At 38.1% G+C, this 19,393-nt stretch carries 8 protein-coding genes, 2 tRNA genes and 3 rRNA genes; all 13 read right to left on the reverse strand.

Annotated elements, in window-relative coordinates:
• Positions 1-20: 20 nt before the first annotated feature.
• The 13 genes from QLQ95_RS22500 to QLQ95_RS22560 all read right to left on the reverse strand — a co-directional run bounded on the left by QLQ95_RS22500 (position 21) and on the right by QLQ95_RS22560 (position 19,281).
• Entirely contained in the window at positions 21-2,225 is a 2,205-nt protein-coding gene (locus QLQ95_RS22500) for an alpha-galactosidase (protein WP_482501786.1), read from the reverse strand.
• 19 nt (positions 2,226-2,244) lie between these two features.
• Positions 2,245-4,209, reverse strand: a complete 1,965-nt coding sequence (locus QLQ95_RS22505; RefSeq protein ID WP_482501787.1) for a sialate O-acetylesterase — start codon at positions 4,207-4,209, stop codon at positions 2,245-2,247.
• Positions 4,210-4,219: 10 nt separating this feature from the next.
• On the reverse strand, positions 4,220-6,175 hold the full coding sequence (locus QLQ95_RS22510) for an alpha-galactosidase (RefSeq protein WP_482501788.1): 1,956 nt from the start codon (positions 6,173-6,175) through the stop codon (positions 4,220-4,222).
• Between the two features lie 444 nt (positions 6,176-6,619).
• Positions 6,620-9,301, reverse strand: a complete 2,682-nt coding sequence (locus QLQ95_RS22515; protein WP_482501790.1) for a T9SS type A sorting domain-containing protein — start codon at positions 9,299-9,301, stop codon at positions 6,620-6,622.
• A gap of 274 nt (positions 9,302-9,575) precedes the next feature.
• A complete protein-coding gene (locus QLQ95_RS22520) occupies positions 9,576-10,625 on the reverse strand; it encodes a proline iminopeptidase-family hydrolase (RefSeq protein WP_095930155.1) in 1,050 nt (349 codons plus the stop codon).
• 324 nt (positions 10,626-10,949) lie between these two features.
• A 5S ribosomal RNA gene (gene rrf, locus QLQ95_RS22525) occupies positions 10,950-11,059 on the reverse strand.
• Positions 11,060-11,212: 153 nt separating this feature from the next.
• Positions 11,213-14,094 (reverse strand): 23S ribosomal RNA (locus QLQ95_RS22530).
• A gap of 132 nt (positions 14,095-14,226) precedes the next feature.
• Positions 14,227-14,300: transfer RNA gene (locus tag QLQ95_RS22535), tRNA-Ala, on the reverse strand.
• Positions 14,301-14,387: 87 nt separating this feature from the next.
• Positions 14,388-14,461: transfer RNA gene (locus QLQ95_RS22540), tRNA-Ile, on the reverse strand.
• A 126-nt stretch (positions 14,462-14,587) separates the two neighbouring features.
• Positions 14,588-16,101, reverse strand: a 16S ribosomal RNA gene (locus tag QLQ95_RS22545).
• Together the 16S, 23S and 5S rRNA genes with 2 tRNA genes alongside form the textbook arrangement of a ribosomal RNA operon.
• A gap of 68 nt (positions 16,102-16,169) precedes the next feature.
• Complete coding sequence (locus QLQ95_RS22550) at positions 16,170-16,427, reverse strand: hypothetical protein (protein ID WP_482501792.1); 258 nt, start codon at positions 16,425-16,427, stop codon at positions 16,170-16,172.
• A 332-nt stretch (positions 16,428-16,759) separates the two neighbouring features.
• Positions 16,760-17,416, reverse strand: a complete 657-nt coding sequence (locus tag QLQ95_RS22555) for an outer membrane beta-barrel protein (RefSeq protein ID WP_095930423.1) — start codon at positions 17,414-17,416, stop codon at positions 16,760-16,762.
• Between the two features lie 428 nt (positions 17,417-17,844).
• Positions 17,845-19,281 (reverse strand): DUF3108 domain-containing protein, encoded by a 1,437-nt coding sequence (locus tag QLQ95_RS22560; RefSeq protein ID WP_320493881.1) that lies wholly within the window; start codon positions 19,279-19,281, stop codon positions 17,845-17,847.
• Positions 19,282-19,393 lie beyond the last annotated feature (112 nt).

Below are 19,393 nucleotides of genomic sequence, written 5' to 3' on the forward strand. Positions count from 1 at the left end.
ACTAATGTTTATAATTTATTTTAGGCCTTAGTAATTTTTAAAACAACACTGCTGTTTGATGCTGTAACATTCGGATTAATTCCAACCTGCATTAAGAAATCGCCCGAATAAACAGCTGTTTCTACCACTGGTTTTTTATCTGGATATACGTTAATCTCCTCTATTTTATAATTTTGACCTGCTTGCAATCCTTTTAATTTTATTGGAAGATGTGTTCCAGCCTCATATCTAGAATTAACAGAATAGCTAAAAACCACTCCTTCATTTCCATTTTTATTGACAAACATTACAGAAGCCGCATCATTACCCCACGGATTTTGCAAACGATACTGATCTCCCTGCCAAATTGTATTGCTCAACTCGTTATAGTTTTTTATTGCTTTCTGTGTAAAAGCCAAATCTTTCTCATTTAGATCTTTTACTACAATATCAAAACCTAATCTTCCCATCATGGCAACATCTGTACGATATTTTAAAGGCTGTTTACCCCAATCTGTAACGTGTGCCGCAATAGTTAATGCTGGATAAAAATACGAGTATTCATATTGCATATATACACGCTCTAAAGGATCTGTGTTATCACTTGGCCAAAATTCTGTAAAGTATTTCAAAGCTCCGTAATCAACTCTTCCTCCTCCACCAGAGCAAAGCATCATTGGTACCGTTGGATATTTTGCACGAATACGTTCTAATACTTTATAAAGCCCAGTTACATAATCGGTGTAAAAGTTGTTTTGTTTGTCTTTTAAATAATTAGAATATGCATTGTAAATTACGGCATTGCAATCCCATTTAATATAAGCCAATTCTGGATTTTCAGTAAAAAGATTATCCACAACCCCATAAACAAAATCTTGAACTTTTGGATTAGATAAATCTAAAACCAACTGATTGCGGAAATAGTGTTCTGTTCTTCCTGGCTGTTTTACAATCCATTCTGGATGTTTTTTGTACAAATCACTCGCTGGACTTACCATTTCTGGCTCAATCCAGATTCCGAATTTTACCTGGTTGTCTTTGGCTGTTTTTACTAAAGCTCCAATACCGTTTGGCAATTTCTTTTTATTGACATCCCAATCTCCTAAAGCCGCATCGTCATTGTTACGCGGATATGTATTTCCAAACCATCCGTCATCTAACAAGAATATATCTACACCCAATTTTTTACTATCGGCAATTAGGACTTTCAATTTATCTTCATCAAAATTAAAATAGGTTGCTTCCCAGTTGTTTAATAATGTCAAACGATCTCCTTTTCCGTCTAAGATTTTATAATTTCTAGACCAGTCGTGCAGGTTACGGCTTGCATGCCCTTTTCCTTTAGCTGATAAAGTGTACCAAAATTTAGGTGTTGTAAAAACTTCGCTTTTAGCTAATTTATAAGCCGCAGCAGCATTATTAATTCCTGAAATTACACGAAGATTATTTAACGGATCTAATTCTAAATCGGTTCTAAAATTTCCTGACCATTCTAGACCTGCAAACAAAACTTTTCCTTCGTCTTCTGATGCTGGTTTATCTAAGGAAACCATAAATACCGACGGCTGAAATAAATTGGTACGTGAGCCTAATTTAGTATCTAAAGTTTTGATTCCGTGAGTAAGTTTAGCTTCCTCCGATTGCATTTCTTTTGCCCATTCTCCATGATATTGATTTAGCCAGAAACTATTATATCCTTTTAAATACAAATTAGCCGAAGCGTATTTGTTTAAAGTAATACTTCCTTTTTCGGTATGCTGAATAGTTGACCATTGTTCTATAACATCTGTATCGTAATACGCTTGAATAAACAAATGGACTTCAACAGGATAAACAGGATCTTTTAATGTAATTTCCGTCTGAGAAACTCCTGTAGTCACGGTATTGCTTTTGTGGCTTACATACAACAAATCTAACGAAGTGTTTCCGTCAGCATGGGTTACAGCAATGGCTGGTTCCAATAAATTTTTAGATCCAGAAGCGGTATAAGCAGCATTGTAAATACCTGAATAATCGGTTCCCTGACGAAACTGACCTTGTATTTTGGCATAATCTGAATCGTTTGCCAATTTTTCTCCTAAATAAATAGTGCTTACTTCTTTTCCTGAATTTATCTGTAAAACCAATGCATTAGATTTTGTTTTTACAGCAATGATCTGTTGTGCTGTTACTGAACTGCAATAACTCGTGAGAATAAAAAATGCTATCGCAAAAGACTGCCTTAAATTGATACTTTGTTTTTTCATTTTATTATGTGTTATTTTTTTATTTTTTTTCTTGTGTAATTCCTTTCCAAACATCTGTTCTAAATGACGATGCAGGAAGACCTGATACATTGGTCAAATTTCCATTTGGATTATCTGCCCAATTGTATCGAACCGCTGCAGGATTTGTAACGTTCTGCGCATATACTACTACTTTTCCGTTTACTATTTTGGCTTCTGCCCAATAAAATTTCTGGTCTGATCCTGCAATAGAAAATCCTTTCAGTATACCTTCTTTAGATTTAATATCTGTATTAAAATCAAAATCTAGTACAATCATATTGTTTTCAATTTTATACGATTTATAAATTGGTCCCGAATACTCAATTTTCATATTATACAATTTTGCCAAAGCAATGTTAGCAAGACGGCCACCTACATCTTGTTTGTTTTTTGGATGGATATCTTCTCCGTTTCCAATATCGGTTGTAACTGCCATTTCTGTGTTTGGAAGTTTTAATGTCAGAAATTGCGCCTCTCTTAATTCGGCCCAATCAGAATCTCCTGGCTGCTCTTTCTGCTGCTTGTAATTGGCTAACTGCACAAAGAAAAACGGAAGATTTTTGTCTTTAAATTTTTCCCGCCAATCATTTATCAAAAGCGGAAATAATTTTTGATATTGATGTGCTCTTTCAGCATTACTCTCCCCTTGATACCAGATTACTCCCTTTATTTTATAATCTAACAGAGGTGCAATCATGGCGTTGTATATCGCACTTGGTCGGTTTTGACCTTGAGCTAAATACGGTTTTACAGGTAAATCTTTACTGTCTGCGCCAATACTGTATTTCCAGTCTCCTGCTAATGAAATAGTTTCTTTTTCTGATTTTAAAGCGATATTTTCTTCCCCGTAAATTCCTCCATTCCCTGCGCCATCAAATACTCTTATCGCAATTACATTTTCTCCCTTTTTTAAATATTGGGCTGGAATAGTATAATGGCGTTCTACATTGTAACCTTTAGTTTCTCCAATATAATTTCCGTTAACCCAAATTAGATCGTCATCATCAGCAAAATAACTCAGAGTAAAATCTTTACTAGTATCTGAAATATTGACTTTTTTTCTAAACCAAACTATACCATCAAAATTTCCTAATCCGTTGCTGTCAAAAAAAGAAGGCACCTTCATTATTTTCCATGAACTATCATCAACTTTAGACGTTGCCCAAACTGCTTTTCCATCTTCAAATCCTTTATCTGCATTAGTAAGATGTTTTTCCCAAACCGCAAGCTCTTCATCATATTTCTGTTGCAAAGCTTGTCTGCTTGTTTCAGATTTCATAGCTTCAATTTCGGTATCAAAATCATGAATGGTGCTTAACGCTCCAGAACTTGTCCAAGCTTCTACAAGAGTTCCTCCCCAAGAAGAATGAATCAACCCTATCGGAATCTTTTTTTCTTCGTAAATCTTTCTGGCAAAAAAATAAGCCGTCGCACTAAAATCAGCAATAGTTTTAGGGTTGCAGACATTCCATCCGTCGTGCTGTACTTTTAGTGTGTTTAATGGTAAAGTGCTTTCAACATGTTCGGCTTGCAATAATCGTATTTGCGGATAATCAGCATTTGCGATTTCTTCTTTGTAATTATTGATTTTCCCCCAACCTTCCAAAGGCATTTCCATATTACTTTGTCCTGAACAAAGCCAAACTTCTCCAATTAAAACATTTTGCAATGTTTTTAAATCTCCATCATTTATTGTAATTGCAAAAGGTCCGCCGTAAGCAAGAGTTTTTAAAACTACATCCCACTTACCATTTACAACATTTGTTTTATATACTTTTTTATCCCAAGAAGTTGTAACGGATACTGATTGTTTATTGCTTTCTCCCCAAAACCGAACAGCACTTTTTTGCTGCAGCACCATATTATCAGTAAAAAAAGATGGCAGTGAAACTGTTGCATTTGCTATTGTCGAAACTAGACATATTACGGCCAATAGTACATTATTTAAAAGATACTTTTTCATGCTTAATCTATTAGCGTTTTACGATTTTGTATAAATGAGCATCTTTGGCCTCCAGCTTCACATTTAAGCTGTTGTTTATTATTTCATTCTTTTGAGAAGTCAAAATATCTTCCATTTCATACTTACCTTTTTGAATATCTAATCTCTCAAATGGTAATGCGTAACTTTTTGCTTCATTTCCATAATTTAAAACCGCCACATACCAATCGTTGCCTATTTTTTGTTCGAAAACTTCAGTCGTTTGTTTTCCCGTATTTCCTTCAACAGGACGGAAAGCTACTCCATTTGAAATAATTTTAAGCAATTCCTTATTTTGAAGCCATTCTTTGGCGCGCTTGCTCCAGATTCCTTCTTTACTGTAATCATCACCAGTGATTAATGTTCCTGTAATTACAGACGAAATTAATCTTGCACGATTTTCGCCCTCTGTGACATCAGCAAAAACAACATGATCTGCATCAATATAATCATACGAATAGGTCTGCCACCAGCCGTAGTTGACACTATTCAAAGTATATTGAGTCTGTTCGATGGTTTTCCATGCATCGCACGCTATACGTCTCACATGCACGTAACGAGAGGTTGCCATACTTGGAGAAATTGCGGCATAAATTAGCATTTGTCCATCTAATGCATTTACCAAATGTTCCATTCCAACTTTGTAAGCCTGCATTCCTGTTGTGATATTTTTATCATAAAAAGAAGAAGATTCGGCTGCTGCGTGTCCCAGAAAATCAATTTTAATCATTTTGAAGCCGCACGCTTTGAGTTTATTAATTACATAATCAACACGTTTCAGCGTACCAGGATGTGTTGGATCAATTGCGCGTGCGCCATCAAAATCAAAATAGGTATTTCCGGTTTTTGTCCACATTTCGCCAAAAGTATAATCACTTCCTTCTGCTTTACGGTTTGGTCCATCTTTCCATCCCCAATCTGTAAAAGGCGCCCAATATACTCCCGGTTCTAATCCTTTATTTTTACAATAATCTGCAAACTCTTTTACTTTACTAAAATCTCCTGTAAAACCACCTTTGACCATATTATCCCAAAAAGAATCAAGATCTATATAAGCAGTATTTCCTACTCGAAATTGCGGAACTTGGTTCGAAAAAAAATCTACAACTTTAGTAGTGTTTTCGTAATTAATTTTTTCCATCAAAACACCCCAACTGTTCCATCCAACTGGAGTTGGTTTATCCCATTCAAAAACATACGGTTTTTCTACAATGCGATTGGTTTTGGCGTATTCTTCCATTCCATTTCTCCAATCTGAATAATAACCAACAAAGAATTTTGGAGAAAATACTTTATTGCCTTTTACCAAACCGTGTGCAATACTGTCTCGTGTAATTTCTTTTTCGGAAAAACCTGACCAAGCTGAAAATAAAGGCTCTTTATCTTTATTAATTGATTTTACAGCACTTTTCCAAACAGTATGTTCCAAAGAACCAACTATAAAACCATTTCTAGAGGCATTATTGAATACTATTCCAACTTCTGCACTTGTATTATTTGAAATTGTATCCAATTTTTTAGAATTATAACTAATCCAAGCATCATTGTCATAAGGAACAAAAACTGTATGAAGGTTTTCTATTTTATCAAAAGTAATTTTTCCTAAATCTAGCGGTGCAATGTAATTGGTTTCTATTAATTGTTTGTTGGCTAGAATTTCAATTTGAGTTATAAAATAAGATTGATTATTATATGTGAAGAAATTTTGAACTAGGGTTGGATTATTTTTATCGGTATACGTAAAAACATATTTTGTTCCTTTTCCTAAATTATCAGTGAAAGTTTCTTTTGATAAAACAGCTTCTGCATAATCATTAAGAGAAATTGTTTTGCCATTAACAACAATAGAAGCTTTGGCTCCAGAAAAAATCTTTTTCCCAAACTGATTTACCTCAATTGTTTTTTGTTTAGCATCATAGGTAATAATGCCATTTTTGCCAAAAGTCATTTTGATTGTTTTTTGTCCCTGTGTTGAATGACTAAAAAAAAGTATCATTATAACAGGCAAAAACAGTTTTTTTACTAAAAAATAGTGTGGTTTCATTAAATCTATTTTTGGTTATTATACTATTCTATACTACAATGATACGAATTAAAATTAATCCCGCAAGAACAATGCAGAAATTAGTGGTTACTTTTTTCTCTTATTGAAATTCAAAAATCTGTATATCAACAAATTAAACACTTAAAAAAGAGTCATATTTTTTCCACTTAAAATAGTCATTTTGACAATATTTATAGGGTAATCTCAAAAAACCAACTAAAAATATGTCTCTCAAAAAAGAATATAATTCAAAAATTATTGTTTTGATATTCTAAAGTAATCAAATAAAAAATCCCGATTCTCACCTAAAGTGAAAATCGGGATTTTTAAAAACTTCTATAAATCTATTTAATTCTTAACAAACTTAAAATGTTGAACAGGATACTCAGTTGCTTTTACTTTTACCATATAAACACCTTTTGAAAGTCCGTTTACTGGTATTTCTGAGCTAATCGTGCCTTCAGTAGCCATAGAGGTTTTCCAAACTTCTTTTCCAGTTATATCATATACTGAAATTGCGGCAGGACCACTAATTACCTGATCGAACTTAATTCTAAAACTGCTAGATACTGGATTAGGAAAAACATAATTAGTAGAAGCTGTAGGCCAATTATAACTTGGAGCACTTAATGTTCCTGAGCTGTAAATAGCATAAATAGCCGCATCTGCTTGTGGCAATTGAACGCTTAATATACTTTGAGCTGTAGTTGTGGCTCCCGAATAAAGTTCTTTAACTGTATAATTTCCAGATCCAAGGCCAAGACGACTTAAACTGATATTATTTGTTGTTGAAGTATTTCCGTAGTTAAAAACAGCTACATAAGTAACATCGTTGTGTGTTGCAGAAAAAATATTGGCTGCATTATAACCTGTATTTCCATCAGCAGGAAGGAAATGCATTTCGTTACGAGCAACATCCATCACATCGATATTTTGCAAAAGATTCTGTGCAGTTGTTTTCCATTGACCAGCAACAGAAAAATCATCGCCAGCAATTACCGTTCCTGTGACTACGCTGCTTAATAATCTCGCACGATTTTGTCCGATTGAAGCATTCCCAAAAACAACGTGATCTGCATCTATATAATCGTAGATTTGATTTTGCCACCAGCCGTAAGTTGTACTATTTAAAGTATAATCTGTTTCATTTATGTTTGTGTAAGCATCGCAAGCTATGCGTCTTACGTGCGCAAAAGGACCAGTTGCCAAATTAGGAGATATTGCAGCTTGAATCAACATTGTTCCTCCAATTTCATCAATCAAGTATTTCATTCCTTCTTGATATGCTTCCATACCTGTATGAAGCTGATTATTTGCAAAACTGTCAGCTTCAATACTCGCATGTGTTAAAAAGTCAATTTTTATCATTTCGAATCCTGCGGTTTTAAAACGATTTATAAAATAATGAATTCTCGCCTTAGTACCTGGACTTGTTGGATCCATTGCATAAGCTCCATCCAATTCTAAAGGATTTCCGTTAACCATAGTCCAACATTGATTATAATTATATGAACTGCCTTCAACCTGACGATTGTATTTTCCCCAATCTACAAAAGGAGCCCAATAGATTCCAGCCTTAAAACCTTTACTTTTTGCATACGTAACAAATTGTGCCAGTTCAGCATCGCTCATATTATCCCAATAAGAATCAAGATCAATAAACAAAGTATTATCCTCTGTTTTGAATGCAGGACAATCATTATGAAAAAAATCTACAACTGCTTTTGCTTTCGTTAAGTTAACATTGGTCTGCATAGCTCCCCAGCTGTTCCATCCCATTGGTTTTGGCGCTGTCCAGTCAAAAATATATTTTGGCTGCATTGCGGCATTCGCTTGTGCAAATTCTTCGAATCCTGTTCTCCAATCGTCTGTAGCATTGATCATTACTTTTGGAGAAGGACAGCTTGTTTGGCCTACATTTACCCAGCCATGGCCTCTTGCGTCTCTTGTCACATCTTGTTTTGTCCAACCCGCAACAACCGAAACGTAAGCTGATGAAGAACCGCCTCCGCTTACTGTAACACCCGTTTTCCATTTTGTATGTTCCAAAGAACCAATTACTAAACCTTTACGATTGGTATTATTATAAATATTAGTTACTTCTGATGCTGTAAAGTCAGCTGAATTTAAAGTATAAGCATTGTATCGAATCCAGGCATCATTATCATAAGGGACAAATACGGCTCTAGTATCTCCCGTTCCAAAATTTGGTGTTACCTGATTACTCGTTAAAGGAGACATTTTATAACAGTTTGATCCATTTCCTGTCAAGACCACTTGTACAGCCAAATAATTCTTATTTGTATAAGTATAAAAAATTTGCTGCATGCCTAAAGTATAATTTCCACTTAAGCTAAAAATGTGTTTAGTTCCTGTTCCTACATTATCTGTAAATGGTTCTGAACTATAAACAGCCGAAGCAAAATTATTACTCACATATTGCTGATCACTGTTTGCATAAGCAGACGCATTACTAATTACAGTTGCACCATTAAACTTTATACTATATGTTTTATTCGTTAAATTATAAACAATACTATTGTTATTCCCAAAAGCGATGGTTTGGTTAGTTCCTGCCGCCAAAGGTGTTAAAATAAATTTATCTAGATTAGGAGCCCATGAATTGGTATTATCCCAAAGCAAAGTGGTTGTTCCGCTGTTCAAATAGACACTTATATTTTTAGAAGCTGCTGCGCTCCATCCTCCGCTTGGCTCACAAGGAATTGCAATGGCTGTGGCTGAACCTGCAGTTAGCCGAATCGTACGAGGATCTCCTGTACAATAAAACAATTGCAAATTGTACCAGCCTGTTGCTGCGACAGTAACATTTACTGAGACACTGCCAGTTCCTCCTAAATTACCTACTATTTTTCCCGAACAGGAATCGCAGTTTTGGATATCGGCATTTCCTGTACGGCTACCATTTTCAAATTCATAACTCTGACCCCAGCTGCAAATCGTTAATAAAAACAGCATTGAAGTCAGCAAGCTTTTAGCTGATACTTTTTCTTTTGTAATTTTTTCTTGCATAGTTATTATTATTAGTTAGTAAGATTTAGCACAATACTATACTGTACTATACTACAATAATAATAAAAATATTAATACTATTAAAAGCCAATCGCTTTAATTATTTTATAGAGAGCAAATTAGAACTTTCTAAATCAGAAATACCGCTTTATCAAAATTAAAAAAGAGAGGAGGTTTCAGAAAAAAAAGCAGTAATTAAACTATAACTAAAACAAAGCACTATAAAAAGAAAAAGCTCCCAAATATGAGAGCTTTCAATTCTATAGTCAATGTATTATTTAATGGTCGTATTATCTGTATCTTTAATAAACTTAATCAAACCTTTCATGTAAACATCCTGATCATCGTACATGCTCATATGACTTCCGTTAGGACAATACAAATAGGTGCCATTTTTCACTTGAGAAGCAATCCATTTCATATGATTAGGATCCATGGTATCATATTCTGCCCCTATCGACAATGTTGGCACGACAAGTTTTGGAAGCTCTTTTTTAATATCCCACTTCTCAAGTTTTCCCGACAATCCAAATTCACTTGGCCCCTGCATAGTCACATACAAAGACTGATTTATTTTACTAAATGATCTGTTTACAGGTTCTGGCCACTTATCAGCATCTAAACGCAGAATGTGTTTAGTATAAAAATTAGGAAGTAATAACTGCATGTATTCCGGATTTTCAAAATCTTTATTTTTCTCTATTTCCCTAATCCTCGCCAAAACTTTAGGATCCATCTGCTTTGCTAACACTGTATCCGCATATTTATCATAGTCAATAGCGCTCATCATCATATTTGAAATAATAAGTCCTTTAAGATTTTGTTGATACTTCAATGCATACTGCGAAGCTAAAATCCCACCCCATGAATGACCTAATAAATAAAAATTACTCTTATCTAAACCAAGAGCTATACGCACCTGTTCCACTTCTTCCACATAACGATCCAAATCCCAAAATACTGGATCATTTGGATTATCAGAGTTGCCTGTTCCTAACTGGTCGTAATAAATAAACTCTATCCCTTCCTGAGGCAAAAAGCTTTCCATACACTCAAAATATTCGTGGGTCGCTCCTGGTCCTCCATTTAAAAGTAATAGCTTCATTTTTGGATTATTACCTACACGCTTAGTCCAGACCTTAAACTTCCCCTTCGGGGTACTAATTTCAATCATCTTTACCCCTCCTGTCTTTATACCTGTAGATCCATCTTTCAAATAAGAACTTAAATCCGAATTTTCTTCTTTAGCAGTATTTTTATCACTACATGCCGAGAAAAACAGCATGCTTACAATTGACAAAAAGATATTAGTATAGACATTCATAGGTTCGTTTGATTTAAATTAATAGCATCTCGTTTTGTAGTTCTAATATACTAAATTTCATTAATCATCAATTCAATAATTAGTATAGAAAGAGAACTAATAACAGAAAAGTTTCTAATGTCAATGGCGTTTCCCTCTGGGCCGTGCTGTCCGCTGTATCTTTTGCGGATGGATGTTTAGGGGAAAAAGAAGCCCTTCGTGCCCCGCAAAAGGATGCCGCTCCCATCACTAACGCACCTATCTATTTATAAGCAGCCATGGGGAAGTTTTCCAAAACATATAAAAAACAGAAAACCCCATCCAATTTGGATAGGGTTTTCAAAAGAAAGGCGACGACATACTCTCCCACAAAACTGCAGTACCATCTGCGCAGGCGGGCTTAACTTCTCTGTTCGGGATGGGAAGAGGTGAGCCCCGCCGCAATAACCACCTTAAGGCTATTCGCTGCAAGCAGCTTTTAATCATTAATTATCAATTATAAATTGTTAATTATCAATTAAACAATATTTTAACATACTGAGATAAAGAAACAAATAAGCATTATTTTAGAAAGTTTCCTCCCCCCGATTGCCCGGGGGGAAAAGTTTGTGCATAAGCTTACGGATTATTAGTACTACTCGACTATGACATTACTGCCTTTACATCTGTAGCCTATCAACGTGGTCATCTTCCACGATCCTTAAAAGAAATCTCATCTTGTGGTGGGTTTCGCGCTTATATGCTTTCAGCGCTTATCCCTTCCAAACGTAGCTACTCTGCGGTGCCCCTGGCGGGACAACAGATACACTAGAGGTTTGTCCAATTCGGTCCTCTCGTACTAGAATCAGATCCACTCAAATTTCTAACGCCCGCAGTAGATAGAGACCGAACTGTCTCACGACGTTCTGAACCCAGCTCGCGTGCCACTTTAATGGGCGAACAGCCCAACCCTTGGGACCTTCTCCAGCCCCAGGATGTGACGAGCCGACATCGAGGTGCCAAACCCCCCCGTCGATATGAGCTCTTGGGGGAGATCAGCCTGTTATCCCCGGCGTACCTTTTATCCTTTGAGCGATGGCCCTTCCATGCGGAACCACCGGATCACTATGCTCTACTTTCGTACCTGATCGACCTGTATGTCTCTCAGTCAAGCTCCCTTATGCCATTGCACTCTACGCACGGTTACCAAGCGTACTGAGGGAACCTTTAGAAGCCTCCGTTACTCTTTTGGAGGCGACCACCCCAGTCAAACTACCCACCAAGCACTGTCCCCCACATTGCGGGGTTAGGCCTCAGATAAACAAAGGGTTGTATTTCAACAATGACTCCACAACGCCTGGCGACGCCGCTTCATAGTCTCCAACCTATCCTACACATCATTTATCCAAGGTCAATACTAAGCTATAGTAAAGGTGCACAGGGTCTTTTCGTCCCACTGCGGGTAAACGGCATCTTCACCGTTACTACAATTTCACCGAGCTCATGGCTGAGACAGTGTCCAGATCGTTACACCATTCGTGCAGGTCGGAACTTACCCGACAAGGAATTTCGCTACCTTAGGACCGTTATAGTTACGGCCGCCGTTTACTGGGGCTTCAATTCAATGCTTCTCCGAAGATAACATCTCCTCTTAACCTTCCAGCACCGGGCAGGTGTCAGGCCCTATACTTCATCTTACGATTTTGCAGAGCCCTGTGTTTTTGATAAACAGTCGCCTGGACCTCTTCACTGCGGCCAGCATTGCTGCTGGCGACCTTTCTCCCGAAGTTACAGGTCTATTTTGCCTAATTCCTTAGCCATGAATCTCTCGAGCACCTTAGGATTCTCTCCTCAACTACCTGTGTCGGTTTACGGTACTGGTTCTTACTGCCTGAAGTTTAGAGGTTTTTCTTGGAAGCCCTTAGGCGCACTATCTCTTTGTCCGAAGACTCCGAGTACTATCGCATTTCACCAAGATCTCCGGATTTGCCTAGAGACCCTATAGCTAGGTGCTTTAACGAACTATTCCGTCAGTTCGCGGCGCTTTCATCACTCCGTCACCCCATCACAGCAATAAGAAGTACGGGAATATTAACCCGTTGGCCATCGACTGTCCCTTTCGGGTTCGCCTTAGGTCCAGACTAACCCACAGCTGATTAGCATAGCTGTGGAAACCTTAGTTTTTCGGTGTGCGGGTTTCTCGCCCGCATTATCGTTACTTATGCCTACATTTTCTTTTCTGACCGGTCCAGCATACCTTACGATACACCTTCAGCCCTGTCAGAATGCTCCCCTACCACTTGCACATACATGCAAATCCATAGCTTCGGTAATATGCTTATGCCCGATTATTATCCATGCTCGTCCGCTCGACTAGTGAGCTGTTACGCACTCTTTAAATGAATGGCTGCTTCCAAGCCAACATCCTAGCTGTCTGGGCAGACAAACCTCGTTCTTTCAACTTAGCATATATTTGGGGACCTTAGCTGATGGTCTGGGTTCTTTCCCTCTCGGACTTGGACCTTAGCACCCAAGCCCTCACTGTTATCAATCATTATATAGCATTCGGAGTTTGTCAGGAATTGGTAGGCGGTGAAGCCCCCGCATCCAATCAGTAGCTCTACCTCTATATAACTAAAATAACGCTGCACCTAAATGCATTTCGGGGAGTACGAGCTATTTCCGAGTTTGATTGGCCTTTCACCCCTACCCACAGGTCATCCGAAGACTTTTCAACGTCAACCGGTTCGGTCCTCCACTGTGTGTTACCACAGCTTCAACCTGCCCATGGGTAGATCACACGGTTTCGCGTCTAACACTACTGACTAAAGCGCCCTATTCAGACTCGCTTTCGCTGCGGATCCATGGCTTAACCACTTATCCTTGCCAGCAGCGTTAACTCGTAGGCTCATTATGCAAAAGGCACGCCGTCACCCCACGAAAGGGCTCCGACCGCTTGTAAGCGCATGGTTTCAGGATCTATTTCACTCCGTTATTCACGGTTCTTTTCACCTTTCCCTCACGGTACTGGTTCACTATCGGTCTCTCAGGAGTATTTAGCCTTAGCGGATGGTCCCGCCAAATTCAGACAGGGTTTCACGTGCCCCGCCCTACTCAGGATACCGCTATCCATTACATTTGTTGCCCATACGGGGCTGTCACCCTCTGTGGCGCTCCTTTCCAGAAGCTTCCGGTTCCTCATGCATGAAATGTCGCGGTCCTACAACCCCAGCTATGCCGTAACATAACTGGTTTGGGCTAATCCGCGTTCGCTCGCCACTACTTACGGAATCACTTTTGTTTTCTTCTCCTCCGCCTACTTAGATGTTTCAGTTCAGCGGGTTTGCCCACCTATCGGTGTGCTATGTCTTCAACATAGCGGGTTGCCCCATTCGGATATCTGCGGATCAATCTGTGTGTGCCAGTCCCCGCAGCTTTTCGCAGCTTATCACGTCCTTCATCGCCTCTGAGAGCCTAGGCATTCCCCATGCGCCCTTATTTTGCTTATTGCACCAATCTTGTTAATTAAAACAAGACCGTTTTGTTTTGTCTTTTGCAATAAATTGCAAAAAACGCTTTCTACTTTCTTATTATTTTCTTATCTCAATATGTCAATGAACTTTTTCCCGATTTATCGGGACAGTGGAGAATAACGGAGTCGAACCGTTGACCTCCTGCGTGCAAGGCAGGCGCTCTAGCCAGCTGAGCTAATCCCCCAATCTAATTATGAATTGTGAATTATGAATTATGAATGATTATTCATAAGAACTCAACTCTAGAATTTCCTTTTTTTAAGTTAAATAGTAGTCCCGGGCAGACTCGAACTGCCGACCCCTACATTATCAGTGTAGTACTCTAACCAGCTGAGCTACGAGACTCTGTTTTACTTAATTTTATCATTTTTTTTAAATTAACAGCAAGAGCAATACAATCTCAGATTCCAAAACCATAGTCCGGCATCTTATTTCCCCAGCGTGCATTGCTGCTAACACATAGGGCTCTAGAAAGGAGGTGTTCCAGCCGCACCTTCCGGTACGGCTACCTTGTTACGACTTAGCCCTAGTTACCAGTTTTACCCTAGGCAGCTCCTTGCGGTCACCGACTTCAGGCACCCCCAGCTTCCATGGCTTGACGGGCGGTGTGTACAAGGCCCGGGAACGTATTCACCGGATCATGGCTGATATCCGATTACTAGCGATTCCAGCTTCACGGAGTCGAGTTGCAGACTCCGATCCGAACTGTGACCGGCTTTGTAGATTCGCTCCTGGTCACCCAGTGGCTGCTCTCTGTACCGGCCATTGTAGCACGTGTGTAGCCCAAGGCGTAAGGGCCGTGATGATTTGACGTCATCCCCACCTTCCTCACAGTTTGCACTGGCAGTCTTGTTAGAGTTCCCGACTTGACTCGCTGGCAACTAACAACAGGGGTTGCGCTCGTTATAGGACTTAACCTGACACCTCACGGCACGAGCTGACGACAACCATGCAGCACCTTGTAAACTGTCTTGCGAAAGATCTGTTTCCAAATCGGTCAGTCTGCATTTAAGCCTTGGTAAGGTTCCTCGCGTATCATCGAATTAAACCACATGCTCCACCGCTTGTGCGGGCCCCCGTCAATTCCTTTGAGTTTCAAACTTGCGTTCGTACTCCCCAGGTGGGATACTTATCACTTTCGCTTAGCCACTGAGATTGCTCCCAACAGCTAGTATCCATCGTTTACGGCGTGGACTACCAGGGTATCTAATCCTGTTCGCTACCCACGCTTTCGTCCATCAGCGTCAATAAATTGGTAGTAACCTGCCTTCGCAATTGGTATTCCATGTAATCTCTAAGCATTTCACCGCTACACTACATATTCTAGTTACTTCCCAATAATTCAAGTCCTGCAGTATCAATGGCCGTTCCACCGTTGAGCGATGGGCTTTCACCACTGACTTACAAGACCGCCTACGGACCCTTTAAACCCAATGATTCCGGATAACGCTTGGATCCTCCGTATTACCGCGGCTGCTGGCACGGAGTTAGCCGATCCTTATTCTCACAGTACCGTCAAGCTCCGACACGTCGGAGTGTTTCTTCCTGTGCAAAAGCAGTTTACAATCCATAGGACCGTCATCCTGCACGCGGCATGGCTGGTTCAGACTTGCGTCCATTGACCAATATTCCTCACTGCTGCCTCCCGTAGGAGTCTGGTCCGTGTCTCAGTACCAGTGTGGGGGATCTCCCTCTCAGGACCCCTACCCATCGTCGCCTTGGTAAGCCGTTACCTTACCAACTAGCTAATGGGACGCATGCTCATCTTTCACCGTTGTGACTTTAATTGCAGGATGATGCCATCCTGTAATGCTATGAGGTATTAATCCAAATTTCTCTGGGCTATCCCTCTGTGAAAGGCAGATTGCATACGCGTTACGCACCCGTGCGCCGGTCTCAAGGCCCGAAAGCCTCTACCCCTCGACTTGCATGTGTTAAGCCTGCCGCTAGCGTTCATCCTGAGCCAGGATCAAACTCTTCATCGTATATTTTAATATTATATAATCGATGCTCTTTCTATCGGTTCTTTTCGAATCTTACGATTCTACTGCTCTTATTCTTTTTGTTCTAACATCTCTGTTAGAACGGCTGTCAATTCAATATGTCTACGAACGTAATTTTCTGTCTTTCGCTTATCTCTCAAAGCGGGTGCAAAACTAAAACTTCTTTTTGTTTCCTGCAAGAAAAATTTAAAGTTTTTTTTCGAGATTTTTTCAATCCCCTTTTCTCCAATTTTCCTCCCAGCCTCCCAATGAACTTTCCGTGTTTTGCGGGGTGCAAAGATAGAGCCTTTATTTAGATTTCCAAGCATTCTGAATGAGTTTTTTTCTAACTTTTCCCAAACTTTTTCCTAACTCATTGATAACACAATATTTAAATTTAAAAATCTCTTTACACAAATAAAGCTTTTTCTTACCTCCAAGCTTTTTAAGCAAATATAGCACCTGATAAAATCCGTTTTTATTGAATCCACAGCTTAAAAAAAGCTATTTTCTTTGTCTTTTCAGAAAATAACTTTCCTGCAACTATTATAAATTCATTATTAAATCGCTTCAATACGCCGCGCAAGCAACACTCAACTCGCATAAATAAAAAAGCCTGAGAAATTCTCAAGCTGTTTTAAACAATATAGTGAAGTAATTATTATTTACTGAAATCGTAACTAAGTACAGCGCCAAGTCCAAATTGAAATGTTGATGCATAATCAGTAACTGCTACTGGCCCCCAATAGTAGTCCCAATAATAATCATATCCTACTGCAGCCGACATTGATTGCAGATAAGCATTTAGATTAATTGATAATGGTGAATTCGTTTTTACTTTTACACCAGCCTTAATTTCCCATGCAAAATAAGTTCCGCTACCGCTCTTTGGCGTTTCTAAAATCGCAACTCCTAAACCTGCTCCTAGAAACGGAAGTGCCTTTTGGGAGCTTGAACCAAAATAATAAGTATAATCAGCTAATATATAATTGATGGCACCTTTGTCATCTCCCGCATTTAGCTGAGTTCCTGCAGGAATAGTGTTAGCCCCATTAATTATAGCAACCTTTGTGTACAAAGGCATATTTGTATCAAGTCTGTTATACTTTAATTCTACTGAAGCATTATCCATTATAAAATATTCCAAACCTATACCATATTCAAAACCATCTTCTACTTTTGCGTAAGAGGAATCAAAGTCTACCCTATCAGAAAAGGTATACCCTCCATACAAATTAAGTAAAAATGACTGGGCGCTTTGTGCTGACATTCCCAGCGAAAAGAAAAAAACGACAACTAACAAATGATACTTTTTCATAATTTCAAGATTTAATTTATAATTATTGTTTGCATGGCAGCTACATTCTGGGATTTTTCATGATGTAGCACTTGTAATCTTAATAATCCATTAACTCGTTTCAAAGTTATCCTACAAAAACATTTTAACATAATAAAACAAGTTTTATCATGTTGCAAATTATAAAATGAAACCATTTTTTTTAACTCACTTTTCCTAAACTAGGACTCAACCGCTGCCACAAAGCATAAGCATTCTATAATTAATCGAATAATATTCTGCTTACCTTACTTTATAAACAAGATATGTATTCATAAAAAAAAGAAACAGATTATAGCACAACTACAATCTGTTTCTTTTTTTTAAAATCTTTCCTCAATTCTATCTATTCATATATAATGGAAAATCTTTTCAGCGGGGATTCCTTACTTTACTGCTTAGCTATTCAATTAAATCTCTTTCAAGTTCACCTCTTTTTTATCGCCATCCTTATCTATAGTTACCCTTTTCTCAATATTGGCTTTATCAGAATAGGATTGTTTTGCTGTACCATAATTTGTTGTAGAACCTTGATAACCATAATAATTGTAGTAGTTTGTATATCCAGATACGTATGAATAATTATAGGAGTTGGTAAAATCAAAGCTAACCATAACAATATAAGTGCCCGGCATTAAATCCATAAACTCGAAATGTCCTTGATCGTCATATACTTTAGTTTTTTTGATAGAATAGCCGAAATCACTGTTCAAAGGCACTTCTGGCATTTTATTTTGCTTGCGAATTTTCTTGTTGACCTCTGCCCATTCTTCATAATAAGCTGAACTTGGAAAAAGTGTAATTTCTGTACCTCTTGGCGCATATTGTTTCTTAGCAGTATTCACCAACCCGCCCAATCTCTTACCTGAGTCAGATCTTGCATAGGCCGTACCAATTATAACACTATTACCATTGGAGATTTGCTTTGCAACTTCTTCCTTGTTAAATTTGTTTTTAATAGGCTGATAATCTAATTCTTCGTTAACTGTAATTTCCCACATTCCATTAGCCATAGACATTTCGCGTTGCCATAGGCGATGATCTTTTTTGTCTATAGCATAATTATAAGTAGCGTTAGTGCTCTCTTCCAAAACTGAAACAAGCCATGTCTCGTGCTTACCTGTTCTCGGAGAATTGTAGACAAAACTTTTTACTTCTTTAATAGTATAATATTCAACAAGCACATCTGACCCATCATTATAATAAAACTGCGGAAAACGTGCTTTATACCCTACATCTAATGGTAAAGTCGTAATTAAATGATCGGACCAATTGAAGTCAAAATATTCTTCTTTAGGCTGAAGCTTTAGTTTTTTGTCTTTTTTAGTTTTCTTAGAATAGTAATTACCCGTAATGATTTCAGCAAAGTTCAGATTTAATTTTGCGTTCTTAGTCTCATCAGCATAACTTATAGCTCTAAGCGTTTGCGCATCTGCTGTACTAATACGCGTTGTAGGAGCTCCGTTGTCTTTTGGGGTAAAAGTATTATTCAACGTCAGTTGGTTATTAGTCAAAGTAATGTCATAAGTTAATGCTCCCATATTCTTCCACTCTGTACCTTTAACATAATAAACAGTGTAGAGTGATTTTTCTGGCTTAATATACTTTGTATTGATGTCCTTACCGCCAGGAACAAGTGCTTTTTGTCCGACTGCCATAAATGGAAGCAGAAACAGTACATAAAAAAGCTGTTTTAACAAACTGGATTTCTCATTTTTAAAAAAAACACCTTTTTTTGATGTAATACTATTTGGAATATTGGCTTTCATTGTGATTATTTTGATTGGGAACAAATTTACAGACATCATATACAAAATAAAATACCTGATTTCATGGTAATTTTCCATAGGAAGCACATTTAATTTTACTCTAATATCTAATTCTTATAATATCTTCAGATCAAAACAAAACAATAATTTAACGCAACATCATTGCATTAAATTTTAAAATGTCTTTATT

It is taken from the genome of Flavobacterium sp. B330r (assembly GCF_056824325.1).